This is a genomic window from Agrobacterium tumefaciens, assembly GCF_031801495.1.
In the GTDB taxonomy this organism is placed as follows: Bacteria; Pseudomonadota; Alphaproteobacteria; order Rhizobiales; family Rhizobiaceae; genus Agrobacterium; species Agrobacterium tumefaciens_K.
Window position 1 is genome coordinate 196,492 of record NZ_JAOEGC010000002.1, and the last position, 15,925, is coordinate 212,416.

Genomic DNA, 15,925 nt, shown 5'->3' on the forward strand with positions numbered 1-15,925 from the left:
GGAGAAAAGACCATGAAATTCACACTCTCCTGGCTGAAAGAGCATCTGGAAACCGATGCTTCCCTGGAACAGATCTGCGAGCGCCTCACGGCTATCGGTCTTGAGGTTGAGGACGTGGATGACAAGGCGGCGTACAAGCCTTTTGTCATCGCCAAGGTTCTGACCGCCGAAAAGCATCCCGAAGCTGACCGCCTCAAGGTTCTGTCCGTCGATGCCGGTGACGGCAAGCCGGTGCAGATCGTCTGCGGTGCGCCGAATGCACGCGCTGGCCTCGTTGGCGCGCTGGCGCGTCCAGGTACGTATGTTCCGGGTATCGATGTCACGCTGTCGGTCGGCAAGATCCGCGGCGTCGAAAGCCATGGCATGATGTGTTCGGAAAAAGAGCTCAACATTTCCGAGGATCACAACGGCATCATCGATCTTCCGGAAGACGCTCCGGTCGGCACGTCCTTTGCGACCTATGCCGGTCTTGACGATCCTGTCATCGAGATCAACCTGACGCCGAACCGCCCGGATTGCACGTCGATCTACGGCATAGCCCGCGATCTCGCGGCGTCGGGCCTGGGCACGCTGAAGACGAAGCCAGCGCCATCTTTCAAAGTGGAAGGCAATACCCCGGTCGACGTGAAACTCGATCTGGACGATGCCGCCCTTTGCCCCGGCTTTTCGCTGCGTATCGTACGCGGTGTGAAGAATGGCCCGAGCCCCAAGTGGATGCAGCAGCGACTTTCCGCCATCGGCCTGCGCCCGATCAACGCGCTGGTGGACATCACCAACTACATGACCTTCGATCAGGGCCGTCCGATGCACGTCTTCGACGCTGCGAAGGTCAAGGGTGATCTGGTTGTTCGTCGTGCGAAAGAGGGCGAAACCATCCTCGCGCTCGACCAGCGTGAGTACAAGCTCGGTCCTAACAATGTGGTTATCGCCGATGACAACGGCCTTGAGTCCATTGGTGGCGTCATGGGCGGCGAACACTCCGGCTGCGATGAAAACACCGTCGATGTGCTGATCGAATCCGCTCTATGGGATCCCATCAACATCGCCAAGACAGGCCGTTCGCTCGGTATCATCACCGATGCACGGTATCGTTTCGAGCGCGGTGTCGATCCGGAATATATGGTTCCGGGTCTGGAGCGGACGACGGAACTAGTGCTGGAGTTGTGCGGCGGCGTCGCCGGTGAAGCAAAGGTCGTCGGTTATAAGGGCTATCAGCCCAAGGTAGTTGACTTCCCCTTGTCCGAAGTGAAGCGTTTGACGGGTCTTGAAGTGTCGACGCAAGAAAGCCTGACAATTCTCAACGGGCTTGGCTTTGAAATTGAAGGCTCCGGCGAGCGGGTTAAGGTTTCGGTCCCATCCTGGCGTCCGGACGTGGATGGCAAGGCCGATCTGGTGGAAGAGGTTATGCGCATCCATGGCGTCGATAACATCAAGCCGGAGCCGCTTGAAAGCTTTGGCGCCGTCAATGGCCGTATCCTGACAACATTGCAGATCCGCACCCGTACGGCGCGCCGCGCGCTTGCCAGCCGCGGCATGCTGGAAGCCGTGACCTGGTCGTTCATTCCGGAAGCGCAGGCCAAACTGTTCGGTGGCGGTTCGCCCGCGCTGAAGCTTGCCAACCCGATTGCTGCCGACATGTCCGACATGCGGCCTTCGTTGCTGCCCGGTCTGCTGACGGCAGCACAGCGCAATGCCGACAAGGGCTATGGCGACGTGGCGATCTTTGAAGTCTCCGGAACCTACGAAGGCGACACGCCGGAAACCCAGCGCCGTGTGGCCGGTGGTATTCGTCGTGGCACGGCTTCGCTGGCCGGTGCTGGTCGCATGTGGTCAAATGCCGCGAAAGGCGGCGGCAAGCCGGTCGATGTTTACGATGCCAAGGCGGATGCACTGGCGGTGATCGAAGCTTGCGGTCTGCCGATGGCCAACGTGCAGATCGAAGCGGGTGCTCCGGGCTGGTATCATCCGGGCCGTTCCGGCACCATCAAGATGGGGCCGAAGGTTATTCTGGGTTATTTCGGCGAGTTCCATCCGAAGACGCTCGGCGAGCTGGATGTTTCCGGTGTCTATGCCGGTTTCGAGATCTATCTCGATGCCATGGCCGAGCCGAAGAAGAAGGCGACCCGCACCAAGCCGGCACTGGAGCTTTCACCGTTCCAGGCGGTCAAGCGCGACTTTGCTTTCGTCGTCGACAAGTCGGTGGAAGCGGGCGCCATCATCAAGGCTGCTACCAGCGCTGACCGCAAGCTGGTGACCGGCGTGAACGTCTTCGACGTCTTCGAGGGCGCATCGCTGGGCGAAAACAAGAAGTCCATCGCCATCGAGGTGCAGATCCAGCCCGTCGACAAGACCCTGACGGACGAGGACTTCGAAGCTCTCACCGCCAAGATCGTCGGCAATGTCGAAAAGACGACAGGCGGCGTACTGCGCGCCTGAGCTTTTACCGACTACGCATGAAAAAGCCGCGGAACGAGATTTCCGCGGCTTTTGTTTTTACCGGCTTGTCATCCGGGAAAGCTGTTCTGGATAGCGTCCGCCCGCCACTTTTGACGGTGAAAGCAGATCGCCTAGTTTTTGGATCTCGTCTTCACTCAGCGTGATGTTGGCCGCAGCGACGTTGGTTTCCAGATTGGCGATCTTGGTGGTGCCGGGGATGGGGACGATGAAATCGCCTTGCGCCATCACCCATGCCAAGGCCAGTTGCCCTGCGGTGACGCCTTTTTCCGCCGCCATGTCTTCCAGCAGCGAGACGAGCGCCAGGTTGGCCTCAAAGTTCTCTGCCTGAAAACGTGGGAGTGAGCGGCGGAAATCATTGTCGGACAGACCCTCGAGTTTCTTCAATGCCCCAGTCAGAACGCCGCGTCCCAGCGGGCTGAAGGGTACGAAGCCGATGCCGAGCTCGCGGCAGGTATCCAGAACGCCATTTTCTTCCACATCACGGGTCCACAGGGAATATTCGCTCTGGATCGCCGCGATAGGGTGGACGGAGTGCGCCTTGCGAAGGGTCTCGGCGCTTGCTTCCGAAAGGCCGAGATGTTTGACCTTGCCCTCTTTCACCAGATCGGCCATCGCGCCCACCGTATCCTCGATCGGAACGTTGGGATCGACACGGTGCTGGTAGAACAGGTCGATGGCGTCGACGCCGAGCCGTTTGAGTGAGGCTTCCGCCACGGCGCGCACGTTTTCAGGGCGGCTGTCGGTGCCCACCATCATTTGGCCGGCTGGCTTGCTGGTGTCGATCTTGAAACCGAACTTGGTGGCGATGACCACATTGTCGCGATAGGGCTTTAGTCCTTTGCCGACGAGGATTTCGTTGTTGTAGGGACCATAAACCTCCGCCGTATCGAAAAACGTGACGCCGAGTTCGACGGCGCGATGCAGCGTTGCAATCGCGCTGCTCTCATCGCCGGTCGGGCCGTAGGCATGGGTCATTCCCATGCAACCGAGGCCGAGAGCAGAAACCGAGAGGTTGTTTCCGAGGGTTCTTTTTTGCATCTGTTCGTCCTTCCATAAAGGAGAGCCCGTTTAACGGGCGCGAATGGAACATAGCGCCTCAAGCGAACAAAAATAATCGCTGCAAATCCGGGCAGGTTATTCTAAATAATAGAACAATGAACCGCATACAGCTGTCACAACTGGCCGTTCTGGCCGCCGTAGCCGAGGGTCGAAGCTTCCGAAAGGCGGCGCAGGAGCTGGGTATCGCACCGTCTGCCGTCAGTCATGCCGTATCGGCGCTTGAGGAAAGTCTTGGTCTGCGCCTGCTTCATCGTACCACGCGCAGCGTATCTCCCACTGAGGAGGGCAGGCGGCTCCTGGAAACGCTGGCGCCTGCGCTGGCCGATATCGATGCGGTGATCAGCACGCTTGCCGAACATGGTGGACGCCCGGCCGGTCCGTTACGGGTCACGCTGCCACGTCTTGCGGCGGAAGACCTGCTCATGCCGCGCCTTAGCGAATTCCTTTGCCGTTATCCGGATATTTCGATGGAAATATCCACCGATGACCGTTTCGAGGATATCGTCGCCAAAGGCTTCGACGCGGGTTTGCGGCTGGGCGAAAATCTGGAAGCGGATATGATTGCCGTGCGCGCCAGTGGGCCATGGCGAGGTGCGATTGTTGCGTCGCCCGCCTATTTCGAGACACATCCCATACCCCTTCATCCGCGTGATCTGATGCAGCACCATTGCATCCGTCGCCGGTTTTCAAGCGGGCTGATCTATCGCTGGGAATTGGAAAGGGATGGCAGGCCGCTGGTGGTGGACGTGCAGGGACCGCTGATCCTGTCCGACCAGAGCCTCATACGTCGTGCTGCCATCGACGGGGCGGGCCTTGCTTTCGTTTTTGAACAGCGGATCGAGGAAGATATCGTGGCGGGCAGGCTGATCCGCGTGCTGGAAGACTGGTGCGCGCCTTTCGATGGCTTTTATATCTATTACCCCTCGCGCCGGCAGATGCGTCCGGCGCTGAGGGCTTTCGTGGATTTCTTCCGTTACAAAGCGTAGGTCAAAGCTTGATCCTGTACCGGATGTGACCGTCGCTTTCGACATAGCTGTCGTAAAGCTTGCGGGCACGATGGTTATCCTCGTCGGTGTGCCAGTAGAGGCGTGACCAGCCCTTGTCCTCGCAGATGGCAATCAGGTCGTCGATCAGCGCCCGGCCGATGCCCTTGCCGCGGATCGTCTCGTCTATGAACAGATCCTCAAGATAACAATCAGGCGTCTTCACCCAGGTCGAATCATGGAAATGGTGGATCGCGAACCCGACCGGTTTGTCGTCCAGAAGTGCAAGGCGCATGGAAACCCTGGAACCGGGGTCGATGATCCGCTCCCACGTGTGCTCTGTCACGTCGTCCGCTAGCTCCACCCCGTAAAAGGCGAGATAGTCCTGCCACAGCCGCAGCCAATCCGCCCGGTCAGCCGGGCGGGCATCGCGAATGGTCAGGTCCATATTATGCGCCGGCCTTGTCCAGTAGCGTCACCATCTCGTCGGTCAGCTTGAGGTTCACGGCACGCTTGAAGCTCTCGAGCTGCGAAAGGCTGGTGGCGCTGGCAATCGGTGCAGTGACTGCCTTTTTGCGCAGCAGCCAGGCCAGTGCGATATCGGCGAGTTTTGCGCCGGTTTCTGCGGCAATCGTGTCCATGGCGCCAAGGATCGCCAGACCGCGCGCGTTGACGTAATCGCCGACACGATAGGAGCGGGCGACGCCTTCCGTATCGGCCTTGCTGCGATACTTCCCGGTCAGGAAACCTGCTGCAAGGCTGTAATAGTTGATGACGCCGATATCCTCTTTCCCACACAGATCGGCCAGCGGGCCTTCGAATTTTTCGCGGGTGTAGAGATTGTATTCCGGCTGCACCACATCATATCGCCCGAGCCCTGTCTTTGCCGCGACGTCGAGAGAGGCCTGAAGCTGGGCCGCATCGTAATTGGAGCAGCCGATGGCGCGCACCTTCCCCTGTTCCTTCAATTTGGCGAAGGCGGCAAGCGTTTCTTCCAGTGGCACGTCTGCATCGGGTTTGTGTGCCAGGTAAAGATCGATGTAATCCGTCTGCAGGCGACGAAGAGAGTCTTCAACGGCCTGTGCGATCCATTCGGCGCTGAGGCCAGTCTTTCGACCGTTGTTGTCGAAGCCGACCTTGGTGACGATCACGGCATCTTCGCGCTTGACGGAACTCTGTTTCAGCCACTTGCCGATGATCGCTTCCGACTCGCCACCCTCATGGCCGTCGACCCATGCCGAATAGACATCGGCCGTATCGATGGCGTTGAAGCCGGAATCGAAGAAGGCGTCGAGAAGCTGGAAGGACGTCTTTTCGTCTGCCGTCCAGCCGAAGACGTTGCCGCCGAATACGATCGGGGCGATGGAAAGACCAGTACGGCCAAGTGCGCGTTTCTCCACGGTGACTACTCCATTTTTCCTGAATCGCCGCGAAACTAGCAATAGCGGCCGGGGATAACCATTCAATTCCGCTGATGGTTTCCATCAGGCAGCCTGTCGTGGAGTTCAAGATCAGCCGTTAGCGCTGCGAAAATGGCTGGGAGACAGGGCATTGTGCTGTTGCCAGACCCGTCTGAAATGTCGCGCAGAGGAAAAGCCGGTTTTCTCCGCGATCGCCTCCATGCCAAGCCGCGTGTGGCTGAGAATTTCCCGTGCGAGGTTGACCCGCATCAGATTGACGTAATCGATGACGCCCACCCCGGTATGCTCGCGAAACAGGCGGGAAAGATGCCGCTCGCTCAATGCAGCGATGTCGGCCAGCTGCTCCAGCGTCCAGTCGTTCGCCGGTTCGGCCATCACCCGGTCCTGAACCCGGTGGATGGCGGGGTGGATATGATTGCGGCCGGTAAACCACGGCGAAATCTGCGGGTCGTTGCCGCTGCGCCTGAGATAGACCACCATGGTTTTGGCGATGCGTGCCGCGACGGCAGGCGATGTCATTCGCGCAACGATATGAAGCAGCAGGTCGGTGCCTGTCGAAATGCCGGCGCTGGAGAAGCGCTTGCCGTCTTCAACGAACAGCCGGTTTTCGACGACCTGGGAAAGCGGTGCGACCCGCCGCAATTGATCGATGCAATCGGCATGGGTCGTGCAGCTTCGGCGGTCAAAAAGTCCAGCTTCGCCAGCCAGAAGTGCACCTGAACAGATGGAAACGACAGTTGTGTCCTCTCGTGTAACACGCCGAAGCCAATCCGACAGAAGACGGCGCTCCCTCACGGTTGCGGGATCGCCATCGAAGCCGGATCTACCGCCAGAAATCAGCACGAAGGCATCGTCTGGAAGCATGCCCGGTAAGGGTTCCAGCCCGGACAGGCCAAGACCGATGGAGGTGGATTGGGTCGGTTGCGCTGCGACATAGTGGCACTCGAAACGGATGTCGGTCTGCTCTTCGTTGGCGTAGCGGATAACCTCCAGCGGTCCGGCAATATCGAGCAGAAGGGCATGCGGCGGCACGACGGTGTAAAACGGAATGATACGTGTGCCGCCCTGATCCATCAGGCTGCCTTTCGCATGGTTTCCAGGGCGCCTTCGACAGTCGTTATCCTTGCGAAACGTCCGGCCAGAACGAGTTCAGTTCGTGTACGGATATCGGCCGCGCTGAAAAACGCGCCAGACGTATGGGTCATCGGAAAGGTCAGCGTGGCTTCCGTCACATAGTCCACGGTGTAGCCGAGATCGGACCCGTGCCTCGTGGTGGTTTCGCAGCATTGTTCGGTGCGGATGCCGGAGACGATCAGCCTGTTGATGCCGTTCTTCGTCAGCCAGATATCCAGCCCCGTGCCGGCGAAGGCGGAATGGCGGTTCTTGTGAAAGACAACGGCTGGGGTGATGCGTAGACCTTCCAGTGCGCGCACGTACCCGCTTTCCGTCGAGAAGGCCGTGTCGCCATCGACATGGAATATCTGCACCACCGGAATGCCCGCGGCCCGGGCGCCGTCGATCAGTGCCTGCTGTCTCTCAAGGTAAGCGGAAAGTTCGCTGTCATCGAAATACGGTGCGTGCCTAAATGACTCCTGCGCGTCTATGACGAGAAGGGCAGTGTTCGAAGAGGACATTTTATGATCTCCATGGTCTTGATGAATAGCATAATGTTCGATGAAAAACATGCGCGAAAGCATCGAGTCTGCCGAAGATAGGACAAATTCAGACACGCATTCATGACTGCCTGCTTTGCCCAGCCTTGCCAGCCTCATATGGAATGATAAGGTCTACCGCTAGCTTGAATGGGGGAAGCCAATGCTGCGGTTTGGGATAATTTCGACGGCGAAGATCGCACAGGATCACGTTATTCCGGCGATACAGGACGCGCGGGACTGCGTTGTGACAGCAATCTCCAGCCGTGATCTCGCCAAGGCCCGCAGCGTTGCTGATCGCTTTTCGGTGCCGCATGCTTTGGGCTCCTATGAAGAGATGCTGGCATCTGACGTCATTGATGCCGTGTATATTCCGCTTCCCACCTCCCAGCATGTTGAATGGACAATCAAGGCGGCGGATGCAGGCAAGCACGTGCTCTGCGAAAAGCCGATTGCCCTGAAGGCTGCGGAGATAGACAGCCTCATTGCAGCCCGTGACCGAAACGGCGTCGTGATCTCGGAAGCCTTCATGGTGACCTATGCACCGGTCTGGCAGAAGGTGAAGGAGCTGCTGGCGCAAGGTGCCATCGGGACGTTGAAGCACGTCCAGGGGGCTTTCAGCTACTTCAATCGCGATCCCGGCAACATGCGCAATATTCCTGAACTCGGTGGTGGTGCTCTGCCTGATATCGGGGTCTACCCGACGATCGTCACACGGTTTGCAACGGGCGCGGAACCACGGCGCGTCCAGGCGAGCGTGGAACGAGACAAGGAATTCGGAACGGACATCTATTCGAGCGTCAGGGCTGATTTCGGCGGTTTCGAACTGAGTTTCTATCTGGCGACCCAGCTCGCCGCCCGACAGGTCATGGTGTTCCACGGGACGGAGGGTTATATCGAGGTAAAATCCCCGTTCAACGCCAATCGCTGGGGCGCGGAAGAGATCGAACTGACCAATCAGGCCCATAACCAGTCGCAGATCTTCCGTTTTCAGGATAGCCGTCAGTACAAGCTGGAGGCGGAAGCCTTTGCCGCAGCGGTTCGGGGCGACGGCGCTGTCGTCCCACTGGAAAGCTCCAGAAATAACCAGCTTTTCATCGACGCCATCTACAGGGCCGGTGAAAAGGAGGGATGGGAGAACGTCTAGCTGCGGAGGCCGTTTTTTTGCTGAGCCTTACGTAGCCGATAAGGGCCAGAGCCAACGCTGCGGCCGCAGAAAACACCAGCGGGATGATTGGTTGTAGCAGCGGGTTGCGCACCAGAAGAAGCGTAAACAGACCGACGCCCACGATGCGGGATAGTATCGTTATGGCGTTTCTCAGAAAGCGGCTTAATCCAGACGGGGGGAAGCTGACCTGATTGTTGAGGCTGCAACTGACCGCAAGACCTGCAAGCGCACCCGGCAGGCGCGCCATTAATGGGTCATAAGTGGTGGAAAGAAACAACAGGCAGGTGATGATGAGGTCGACGGCAAGCCCGCAGCACTCCGTAAGTGCGAAACGTGAAGACTTCACGAACGCCAGCCCTCACACCGCATTATAGCGTCGGTTCGCTGATACGCGGGCGCTGTAAAACAAGCAGGCTGATGATGACGCTGATAACGCCGAAATTGTAGCCAGCCAGCGCGAGCAGCAGTGATATCACCGGTACGGCTGCTACGGATGTCGCCATCGCGGCAAGATAGGTGCCGACAAGCATCAGGCAGATGAAAACGATGCTGAACACGGAGCGCGACGCAACGGCGGCCACGCCCAGGATTGTGGCAATAAGAAAGATCATGGTGCCGCCTCCTCTCTGGTTGTCGGGCTCAATGAGAAATAACTAGCCCCTCATTCCCTAAAGAACCCTTGTCTTCTCCTCCATCCTTGCTTTGTGAACGTTTTGGTTGAGAATATGGTTTCATCGCCGTTAAAACACGCACCGCATCCGGCGGCATTTCCGAATCGTCCGGTTTTGGTTACAAACGGGCATGAGCGATATCTTCAGCAACGCCTCCCTCAGCAATCTCACCGAGTTCTCGGTTTCGGAATTGTCCGGCTCCATCAAGCGGACGGTCGAAACGGCTTTCGATCAGGTGCGGGTGCGCGGTGAAATCTCCGGTTATCGTGGCCCGCACTCGTCCGGTCATGCCTATTTCTCACTGAAGGATGATCGCGCCCGTATCGATGCGGTTATCTGGAAGGGCACCTTTTCCCGGCTGAAGTTCCGGCCGGAAGAGGGCATGGAGGTGATTGCCACTGGCAAGGTCACGACCTTCCCCGGTTCCTCCAAATATCAGATCGTCATCGAAAGTCTGGAGCCGGCGGGTGCCGGTGCGCTGATGGCGCTGCTTGAGGATCGTCGGCGCAGGCTGGCCGCCGAAGGCCTGTTCGATGCTGCGCGCAAGCGCCGCCTGCCTTTCATGCCGCATGTCATCGGTGTCGTTACCTCGCCGACGGGTGCCGTTATTCGCGATATCCTGCATCGTATTTCGGATCGTTTCCCGGTCCACGTCATCGTCTGGCCGGTCAAGGTACAGGGTGAAGGCTCCGGCGAAGAGGTGGCGAATGCCATTCGCGGCTTCAACGCCCTGGAACCGGGAGGCGATATTCCGCGCCCCGATGTGCTGATCGTGGCGCGTGGTGGCGGCAGTCTTGAAGATCTTTGGAGTTTCAATGACGAGATCGTTGTCAGGGCGGCTGCGGAAAGCGAAATCCCGCTGATCTCCGCTGTCGGCCACGAGACGGATACGACGCTGATCGATTACGCCGCCGACGTTCGCGCGCCGACACCGACAGGTGCGGCGGAAATGGCCGTGCCGGTGCGTGCCGAACTGGAAGCACAGCTTTCCGGCCTTGCGGCACGGCTTTCCGGTTCCGTATCGCGACAGATGGACAACCGCCGTCAGGGCGTGCGTGCACTTGTGCGTGCCCTGCCATCGCTCGATCAGCTGCTTGCCTTGCCGCGCCGTCGTTTCGATGAGGCGGCCAGCGGTCTGGGTCGGGGGCTGGAAATGACCACCCTCAACAAGCGTCGTGCGTTCGAACGTCACGCTTCGGGTCTGCGGCCGGAAACTTTGTTGAATGGCCTCAGACAGCACCGTCAGCGTGTTATGGAGCGTATGCAACGTGCCGAGGGTCTGGTGGAGCGTCGCTTGTTACAGGGACAGGCCCGTATTTCTGCGTCGGACTCATCCTTGCGTTCCTTGCCCGCCCGACTGCTTGGACAACTGGAGCGTCAGAAGGAGCGGATTGCGACCGCGACACGCCGGGCGGATACCGCCATTGTGCATCGTATGGCGCAGAACCGCTCGGGCCTCGCCGCTCATGAGCGCATCCTGCAGTCGCTGTCTTACAAGAATGTTCTGAAACGCGGCTATGCGGTGATCCGTGATGAAGAGAACCGGCCGCTGACCCGTGCCGCCGCTGTTGCATCCGGTGCGATCGTATCGATCCAATTCGCCGATGGCGATGTGTCTGCCATCGCGACCGGCGAGGCTGCGCCGTCTCCAGAGGGAGCAGCGCCCGTCGCGTCCAAAAAGAAGCCGGCGAAACCGGCTCCTTCGGGATCGGGCAACCAGGGCAGTCTATTCTAGGCTGCTTTAGCTTTCAGATCGATGACGCGTCGGAAAAACGGCGGCTGACGGTAAATGCCTTCTCGATATCGGGATGCAGCTCCATGCCAAGGCCAGCGCCCGGTGGCACGGTAATCATGCCGTTCTTCACTTCCGGCAAGGCGGTCACGAGATCGCGGTACCAGGTCTTGTAAAAGGCGCGCACGCTCTCCTGCACCAGCGCGTTCGGCGCATTGAGCGACAGATGGGTGGATGCGCACAGCACGACCGGGCCCGTGCAATCATGCGGTGCCACCGGCAGGTGCCAGGCTTCCGCCATCGAGGCGATCTTGCGTGCCTCGGAAATACCGCCGCACCAGCTGATGTCCAGCATCATCACGCCGGCAGCCCCCGTTTCCAGAAGATCGCGGAAGGCCCAGCGGGATCCCAGCGTTTCCGAGGCTGAGATCGGCGCTGGCGAAGCATCGGCATAGCGCTTGAGGCTGGACAGGCTGTCCATCTTGATCGGGTCTTCGTGCCAGAACGTGTTGTAAGGCTCCAGCGCCTTAGCGATCTGCATGGCGGGCAGAAGCTGCCACATGGAGTGGAACTCCACCATGATGTCCATCTTGTCGCCAACCGCCTTGCGGATTTTCTCGAAAGGCACCAGCGCGCTCTTCAGGTCCGGCATGGAAATGTACTGGCCGCGCGTTTTCTCCGCAGCGGCGTCGAAAGGCCAGATCTTCATGGCGGTGATGCCTTCTTCCAGCAGCGAATGCGCCAGTTCGTCGGCATTGTGCAGGAAGCCGTTCAGATCGTCATATTCCTTGCCGCCGGAAAGACCGTAGTTGCCGGTCTGCTGGCCGGTTGCCTTCTTGATGTATTCGGTCCCCGCACAGGTGTTATAGGTGCGAATTTCCTTGCGGCTGAAGCCGCCCAGAAGCTGGGCGATTGGCTGATTGGTTGCCTTGCCGAAAATGTCCCACAACGCGATATCAAAGGCCGAGTTGCCACGCACTTCGGCACCGGAAGAACGGAAGCCCAGATAACCGACGAGATCCTGTGCCAGAAGGTCGATCTGCAGGGGATCGCGGCCGATCACACGCGGCGCGATGTATTCATGCACATAGGCCTCGACGGTTTCCGCACCGTAGAAGGTTTCGCCGAGACCGGTGATGCCCTCGTCGGTGTGGACCAGAACCCAGAGCAGGTTCGCCCGTTCCGCCACGCGGACGGTCTCTAGTTTGGTGATTTTCATCTCTCTCTCCCGGAGTGTTATGCGATGCCTGCTGCCAGAAGGGCGTGCACGCTTTCGTCGAAATGCCGCGCCATCAGTGTTGCAGCTGTCTGTGGGTCGCCAGCGGCAATTGCCTGACCGATGGCGATGTGAAGCTGTCCCGCCGCATGGCGTTGTGCATCGGAGGTTCGGCTTTTCCAGCCGATAGGCCAGGTCTGCCGCGTCACGTTCTGGAATGCGCCAAGGATCAGTTCGAAGACCGGGTTCTTGGAGGCGCGGGCAATGGCAAGATGAAAGGCAAGGTCATGCTCCATCACCCTGTCGTTGTTGCCGAAGTCGCTTTCCATCGCATTGGCGTGGCCGAGGATGACCAGAGCTTCCTCATCCGTCCGCCGCAGGGCCGCCAGCGTGACAGTCCGGACTTCGATGGTCCGGCGGACATCGTAAATCTGCTGGATATTGATCTGCTCGGTATGGATACCGTGTTCGAACATCAGTGACATCGCGCCGTGATCGAGTGTCGCAACGGTTGCCCGCTTGCCGGGGCTGACATCGATGAGGCGCATCGCGGCCAGCGAGCGGAAGGCTTCACGGACAACGGTGCGCGAAACGCCGAGCTGGTGCGAAAGAGACAGCTCGCTTGGCAGTTTTGCGCCAGGCGCCAGTTCGTTTTCGCGGATGTGGCGTGTGATGGCGCCGATGGCGCTGCTGACCAGACCTGTATCATGCGGGATAGCGTTATACATTTTTCCTCCAACCTGTACGACAGGTTTATGGAAAATTGCGTATAGGATTTTTCGCGCAAGCACAAGCCATCAAAGCCGCAATTTGAGCAGGTGCGACTGCGAGTTTTGGCGGTGTGTGTGGGGGGCGTTACTCGAATTCTCTCAGGAACCGCTTCAGCAGCATGTCGAGAGTGGCCCGTTCTGTTGCATCGAGCGGCGCTATCAGGCGGTGCTGGTTTTCGACATGCGCATTCACCGCTTCTTCAACTGCGGCGAACCCCTTGTCGGTCAGCGATATCAGCACGCTGCGGCGATCCTGTGGGTTGTGGATGCGCTCCACAAGGCCGGCTTTCTCAAGCTGGTCGATCCGGTTCGTCATGGTGCCGGAGCTGACCATCGTCATCGCCAGCAGATCGCCGGGCGATAGCTGGTAGGGTGCTCCGGCACGACGCAGCGTTGCCAGAACGTCGAAGGCGGAGGAGGAGAGCCCATGCTTCAGAAGAACGGCCTCTACCTCGCGGCCAAGGTGAATGCTCAGCCGACGCAGCCGTCCCAGCAGGCCCATCGGGCCAACGTCGAGGTCTGGCCGCTCCTGTTGCCATTGGCGTAAAATCTGGTCGACGTGATCCTGCGGCTCTTCGGTCATGCTCAAGGCATAACGAATGGTGTCTTGACGTCAAGATAAAATCGGCGATACTGATTTTATCTTGATATAGAGAATCTTGAAATGAAGAATAATTCGACGCACATATCCGACATTCTCATCACCGCCGTCGCTCCCGCAGTCTGGGGAAGCACCTATTTCGTAACGACTGAGTTTCTGCCGCACGGATATCCGCTGCATGTGGCGATGCTGCGAGCCTTGCCCGCTGGCCTGCTGTTGCTGCTGCTCGTCAGAACGTTGCCACACGGCGTGTGGTGGGGACGAAGCCTCATCCTCGGCGCGCTGAACTTCTCGTTTTTCTGGGCAATGCTGTTTGTCTCGGCTTATCGCCTGCCGGGTGGCGTTGCAGCCACTGTCGGCGCTGTGCAGCCGTTGATCGTCATCGCGCTTTCCCGCATTTGCCTTGACACGCCGATCAGGAGGATGGCCGTTCTTGCTGGCGTGCTGGGTATTGCAGGCGTCGGTCTACTGGTTCTGACCCCGAACGCGAAGCTGGATACGATCGGTATTCTCGCAGGTCTGGCCGGAGCCGTATCCATGGCCTTTGGAACCGTTCTGACGCGAAAATGGAAGCCGCCGGTCTCGAGCCTTACCTTCACAGCCTGGCAATTGACGGCCGGTGGAATCCTGCTCGTTCCGGTCGCGGTGCTCATGGAGCCTGCCCTGCCGTCGCTGACTGCTGCCAATATCTCGGGCATGGCCTATCTTGGCCTGATCGGCGCCGCGTTGACCTATCTGCTGTGGTTTCGCGGGCTTGCCCGTATCGAGCCGTCTGCTGCGGCATCGCTCGGTTTTCTAAGCCCGCTCGTGGCGATGCTGCTTGGCTGGCTGGCGCTTGACCAAGGCCTCGCGCCAGCACAGTTTGCCGGTTTCCTCATGGTGCTGGTCAGCGTCTGGCTCAGTCAGAGAAGCCAGATGCCAGCCAGGCCCGCGACAGTGGTTACGCCCACTCGCCCTTGCGCATGACAGGAACTTTCGAACCGTCCGGCTTGATACCGTCGATATCCACCTTGTCGGAACCGATCATCCAGTCGATGTGGATGAGGCTGGAATTGCCGCCCTGCGCCTTGATCTGTTCAGGCGTCAGCGATGCACCATCGAGGAAGCACTTGGAATAGCACTGACCGAGCGCGATGTGGCACGAGGCATTCTCGTCAAACAGCGTGTTGTAGAAGAGAATGCCGCTGGCGGAGATCGGCGAGGAGTGCGGCACCAGCGCCACTTCGCCGAGGCGCCGCGCGCCCTCATCCGTGTCCAGAACCTTGTTCAGAACGGCCTCGCCCTTGGAAGCCTTGGCTTCGACGATACGGCCACCCTCGAACTTGACCTGAATGTCGTCAATCAGCGTGCCCTGATGCGACAGCGGCTTGGTGGAGGAAACATGACCATCGACCCGCAACGCGTGCGGCGTGGTAAAGACCTCTTCGGTTGGAATGTTCGGGTTGCAGGTCACGCCGTTCTTGGCGGTGGAAGCGCCGCCATGCCATTCGTGACCATCCGCTAGACCGATCGTGACATCCGTGCCGGGTCCGGTGAAGTGCAGCGATGCGAAACGTTCGCCGTTCAGCCACTTGGAACGCTTGGCAAGGTTGGCATTGTGCTCTGCCCAGGCGGCAACCGGATCGGCGAGATCGACGCGGGACGCCGCAAAGATGGCGTCGGCCAGTTTCCTGACCGCTTCGTCTTCCGGCAGATCAGGAAACACCTGCTTTGCCCATGATGGGTTGGGATAGGAGATGATGTTCCAGTTGATATCGAAGTTGGAGATCTTCTCCAGCGCCGGCTTGTACGCAGTTGAATTGGCCTTGTTGGCACGTGCCACCTTGGCCGGATCTTCATTGGCGAGCAGCATCGGGTTGTCGCCGGCAATGGCCAGACGCGCTGCGCCATTGGCATAGGCCTTGGCCATGCCTTCATAGAGCCAGCCGGACGCCCTGTCGAAATTCGCATCACTTGCATGGCGGTAGCGTGCAAGCGTGGTTTCCTCATCCGAATAGAAGGTGGTGACAAGTCCGCTGCCAGCCAGATAGGCGTGTTTGGTCAACAGACGCACCAGCGGCAAGGCGGCCAGCGGCGCGGTAATCACCAGATCCTGATCCTTTTGCAGTTGCAGTCCAACCTTGACGGCAACTTCGGCCAGTTTTTCCATTTTGACGGGATCGATGGGTGAAAGGGTCATGATCTGCCTTCGCATG

General features: G+C 59.1%; 15 protein-coding genes. 5 read left to right on the forward strand and 10 right to left on the reverse strand.

The genetic code is table 11. The annotated features are described in order from the left end of the window. Nucleotides 1–12 precede the first annotated feature (12 nt). Nucleotides 13–2,436: a phenylalanine--tRNA ligase subunit beta gene (gene pheT, locus N7578_RS10420; RefSeq protein WP_311110274.1), complete on the forward strand. Its 2,424-nt coding sequence runs from the start codon at nt 13–15 to the stop codon at nt 2,434–2,436. Nucleotides 2,437–2,493: 57 nt separating this feature from the next. Here the strand turns inward: pheT and N7578_RS10425 are convergent, their stop codons facing one another. Further along, the gene (locus N7578_RS10425; protein ID WP_311110275.1) at nt 2,494–3,495 is read right to left on the reverse strand and encodes an aldo/keto reductase; all 1,002 of its coding nucleotides are present in this window, start codon (nt 3,493–3,495) and stop codon (nt 2,494–2,496) included. A 116-nt stretch (nt 3,496–3,611) separates the two neighbouring features. Between N7578_RS10425 and N7578_RS10430 the strand changes: the two genes are divergently transcribed. After that, nucleotides 3,612–4,502, forward strand: a complete 891-nt coding sequence (locus tag N7578_RS10430; protein ID WP_311110276.1) for a LysR family transcriptional regulator — start codon at nt 3,612–3,614, stop codon at nt 4,500–4,502. A gap of 1 nt (nt 4,503) precedes the next feature. Here N7578_RS10430 and N7578_RS10435 read toward each other — a convergent pair whose 3' ends face one another. From N7578_RS10435 to N7578_RS10450, 4 genes are all read right to left on the reverse strand, one after another. Continuing rightward, a complete protein-coding gene (locus tag N7578_RS10435; protein WP_311110277.1) occupies nt 4,504–4,947 on the reverse strand; it encodes a GNAT family N-acetyltransferase in 444 nt (147 codons plus the stop codon). A 1-nt stretch (nt 4,948) separates the two neighbouring features. Beyond that, nucleotides 4,949–5,899, reverse strand: a complete 951-nt coding sequence (locus N7578_RS10440; protein WP_311110278.1) for an aldo/keto reductase — start codon at nt 5,897–5,899, stop codon at nt 4,949–4,951. A 111-nt stretch (nt 5,900–6,010) separates the two neighbouring features. Next, on the reverse strand, nt 6,011–6,994 hold the full coding sequence (locus N7578_RS10445) for a GlxA family transcriptional regulator (RefSeq protein WP_311110279.1): 984 nt from the start codon (nt 6,992–6,994) through the stop codon (nt 6,011–6,013). Continuing rightward, entirely contained in the window at nt 6,994–7,554 is a 561-nt protein-coding gene (locus N7578_RS10450; protein WP_311110280.1) for an isochorismatase family protein, read from the reverse strand. The genes N7578_RS10445 and N7578_RS10450 overlap by 1 nt, the downstream gene beginning before the upstream one ends. A 181-nt stretch (nt 7,555–7,735) precedes the next feature. On the opposite strand from N7578_RS10450, the gene N7578_RS10455 reads away from it, so the two are divergent. Then, entirely contained in the window at nt 7,736–8,719 is a 984-nt protein-coding gene (locus tag N7578_RS10455; protein ID WP_311110281.1) for a Gfo/Idh/MocA family oxidoreductase, read from the forward strand. A 389-nt stretch (nt 8,720–9,108) separates the two neighbouring features. Here N7578_RS10455 and N7578_RS10460 read toward each other — a convergent pair whose 3' ends face one another. After that, complete coding sequence (locus tag N7578_RS10460) at nt 9,109–9,351, reverse strand: hypothetical protein (protein WP_311110282.1); 243 nt, start codon at nt 9,349–9,351, stop codon at nt 9,109–9,111. 190 nt (nt 9,352–9,541) lie between these two features. Here N7578_RS10460 and xseA point away from each other — a divergent pair, with 190 nt between their 5' ends. Beyond that, nucleotides 9,542–11,146: an exodeoxyribonuclease VII large subunit gene (xseA, locus tag N7578_RS10465; RefSeq protein ID WP_311110283.1), complete on the forward strand. Its 1,605-nt coding sequence runs from the start codon at nt 9,542–9,544 to the stop codon at nt 11,144–11,146. A gap of 13 nt (nt 11,147–11,159) precedes the next feature. Here the strand turns inward: xseA and N7578_RS10470 are convergent, their stop codons facing one another. The 3 genes from N7578_RS10470 to N7578_RS10480 all read right to left on the reverse strand — a co-directional run bounded on the left by N7578_RS10470 (nt 11,160) and on the right by N7578_RS10480 (nt 13,712). Next, on the reverse strand, nt 11,160–12,362 hold the full coding sequence (locus tag N7578_RS10470) for a mandelate racemase/muconate lactonizing enzyme family protein (protein WP_311110284.1): 1,203 nt from the start codon (nt 12,360–12,362) through the stop codon (nt 11,160–11,162). Between the two features lie 17 nt (nt 12,363–12,379). Beyond that, nucleotides 12,380–13,087, reverse strand: coding sequence for a FadR/GntR family transcriptional regulator (locus N7578_RS10475; protein ID WP_311110285.1), 708 nt, complete (start codon nt 13,085–13,087; stop codon nt 12,380–12,382). A 127-nt stretch (nt 13,088–13,214) separates the two neighbouring features. Further along, nucleotides 13,215–13,712 carry a MarR family transcriptional regulator gene (locus N7578_RS10480; protein WP_311112466.1) on the reverse strand — a complete coding sequence of 166 codons (498 nt, stop codon included), beginning with the start codon at nt 13,710–13,712 and terminating at the stop codon, nt 13,215–13,217. 81 nt (nt 13,713–13,793) lie between these two features. Here N7578_RS10480 and N7578_RS10485 point away from each other — a divergent pair, with 81 nt between their 5' ends. Then, nucleotides 13,794–14,696, forward strand: coding sequence for an EamA family transporter (locus N7578_RS10485; protein ID WP_311110286.1), 903 nt, complete (start codon nt 13,794–13,796; stop codon nt 14,694–14,696). Here the strand turns inward: N7578_RS10485 and N7578_RS10490 are convergent. Beyond that, nucleotides 14,671–15,909, reverse strand: a complete 1,239-nt coding sequence (locus N7578_RS10490; protein ID WP_311110287.1) for an aminopeptidase — start codon at nt 15,907–15,909, stop codon at nt 14,671–14,673. The genes N7578_RS10485 and N7578_RS10490 overlap by 26 nt on opposite strands. Nucleotides 15,910–15,925 lie beyond the last annotated feature (16 nt).

Bases quoted from the DNA above. Each gene is read 5' to 3' on its own strand.
- pheT (WP_311110274.1), top strand. From the start codon at position 13: ATGAAATTCACACTCTCCTGGCTGAAAGAGCATCTGGAAACCGATGCT.
- N7578_RS10425 (WP_311110275.1), bottom strand. From the start codon at position 3,495: ATGCAAAAAAGAACCCTCGGAAACAACCTCTCGGTTTCTGCTCTCGGC.
- N7578_RS10430 (WP_311110276.1), top strand. From the start codon at position 3,612: ATGAACCGCATACAGCTGTCACAACTGGCCGTTCTGGCCGCCGTAGCC.
- N7578_RS10435 (WP_311110277.1), bottom strand. From the start codon at position 4,947: ATGGACCTGACCATTCGCGATGCCCGCCCGGCTGACCGGGCGGATTGG.
- N7578_RS10445 (WP_311110279.1), bottom strand. From the start codon at position 6,994: ATGGATCAGGGCGGCACACGTATCATTCCGTTTTACACCGTCGTGCCG.
- N7578_RS10450 (WP_311110280.1), bottom strand. From the start codon at position 7,554: ATGTCCTCTTCGAACACTGCCCTTCTCGTCATAGACGCGCAGGAGTCA.
- N7578_RS10455 (WP_311110281.1), top strand. From the start codon at position 7,736: ATGCTGCGGTTTGGGATAATTTCGACGGCGAAGATCGCACAGGATCAC.
- N7578_RS10460 (WP_311110282.1), bottom strand. From the start codon at position 9,351: ATGATCTTTCTTATTGCCACAATCCTGGGCGTGGCCGCCGTTGCGTCG.
- xseA (WP_311110283.1), top strand. From the start codon at position 9,542: ATGAGCGATATCTTCAGCAACGCCTCCCTCAGCAATCTCACCGAGTTC.
- N7578_RS10470 (WP_311110284.1), bottom strand. From the start codon at position 12,362: ATGAAAATCACCAAACTAGAGACCGTCCGCGTGGCGGAACGGGCGAAC.
- N7578_RS10475 (WP_311110285.1), bottom strand. From the start codon at position 13,087: ATGTATAACGCTATCCCGCATGATACAGGTCTGGTCAGCAGCGCCATC.
- N7578_RS10480 (WP_311112466.1), bottom strand. From the start codon at position 13,712: ATGACCGAAGAGCCGCAGGATCACGTCGACCAGATTTTACGCCAATGG.
- N7578_RS10485 (WP_311110286.1), top strand. From the start codon at position 13,794: ATGAAGAATAATTCGACGCACATATCCGACATTCTCATCACCGCCGTC.
- N7578_RS10490 (WP_311110287.1), bottom strand. From the start codon at position 15,909: ATGACCCTTTCACCCATCGATCCCGTCAAAATGGAAAAACTGGCCGAA.